This window comes from Rhodococcus sp. OK611 (genome assembly GCF_003050885.1).
Lineage (GTDB): Bacteria > Actinomycetota > Actinomycetes > Mycobacteriales > Mycobacteriaceae > Rhodococcus_G > Rhodococcus_G oryzae.
Genome location: NZ_QAOZ01000038.1, coordinates 1 through 1,309 on the forward strand (window position 1 = coordinate 1; position 1,309 = coordinate 1,309).

At 71.4% G+C, this 1,309-nt stretch carries 1 protein-coding gene; it reads right to left on the bottom strand.

The genetic code is table 11. The annotated features are described in order from the left end of the window. Nucleotides 1–289: 289 nt before the first annotated feature. The coding region (locus C8K38_RS26745; protein WP_143548545.1) for an Ig-like domain-containing protein at nucleotides 290–1,309 on the bottom strand (1,020 nt) is incomplete at its 5' end.

A 1,309-nucleotide genomic window follows, 5' to 3' on the forward strand; every position in this document is an offset into this window, starting at 1 on the left:
GGGGGTGGTGTTGCTGATGTCGCGGATGTAGCGGGAGCTGCCGCTGTCCCAGGTGATCGTGGCGGGGGCTGCGGTGGCGGTGCCTGCGCCGAGGAGGGCGAATGCGCCCATGGCCAGTGTCGTTGCCGTGCCTGCGGCGACGGCGCGGGTGGTCTCTCGTGATGTCATGGTGTTCCTTCGGTCGAGGGGAGTGCGACCGTCGACATCGAGGCCGCAGTTCGGTTGGGGCCGTTGGGGTCTGTCCCCGGCCGCCCAGGCCGGGGACAGACCCTTCAGGGTGTGTCGGTTGTCAGGAGCCGAAGATCGATCCGAGGCTGCCGGTTCCGCCGCCGGTTCCTGGGGTTCCGCCGGTGCCGTCGCCGGGCCCCACGATCACCGATTCCTGGTCGGAGGACGCGTTGACGGTGTCCTTGCCCGAGTATTCGGCGGTGATGGTGCGCTGGCCTGCTGTCGCCGGGGTCCACGCGGTGGTGGCGGTTCCGTCGGCGCCGACTGTGCCGGTGCCGATGACGATGCCGCCGTCCTTGAAGGTGACGGTGCCGCCGGCGTTGGCGGGGGTGACCTTCGCGGTCAGGGTGGTGGCCTTGCCGACGGCGGCGGCGCCGATCGGGTTGAGGGTGGTGGTCGAGTTGGTGTTGGAGGCGGGTGCCTCGGCCACGTTCACCTGTGCGGTGGTGTTGGAGCCGGTGACGTTGTCACGGCCGGAGAAGGTGGCGGTGAGGGTGTGCGAGCCTGCCGCGGCGGGCACCCACTGGTAGGTGACCCTGCCGTCTGCGCCGACCGGCAACGTCGCGAGCGATGCTGTGCCGTCACGGAGTTCGACGGTTCCGCCCGCCCCGGTGGGGGTGACGGTGGCGGTGATGGTGGAGGCACGGCCGACCTGCGCGCCGGTGATCGGTGCGATCGCGACGCTCGAGGTGGCGTTCTGCTCGGCTACCTGCACGGTGATCGGCGCGGACTGGGAGGCGGTGGAGAACGCGGTGTCGGGGAAGTGCGCGGTGAGGGTGTGGCCGCCCCGGACCGTGGGGGTCCAGGCGAGGGTGGCGGTGCCCGCGCCGTCGAGGGTGGCGGTGCCGATCGGGGCGGTGCCGTCGCGGAATTCGATGGTGTCGCCCGCGGTTCCGCCGGTGACGTTGGCGGTGAGGTTGCTCGGCACGCCGACCCGGGCGCCGGTGACAGTGGCAAGGGTGGTGGTGGAGCTGCTCTTGCCGATGGTGATGGACGGGCCCTTGTCGCCGAAGTTTCCGCTGCCGAGGGATCCGCCGTAGTCCATGCCGGTGGTCAGGGCGGTGCCGCGGGGGCAGTTCGC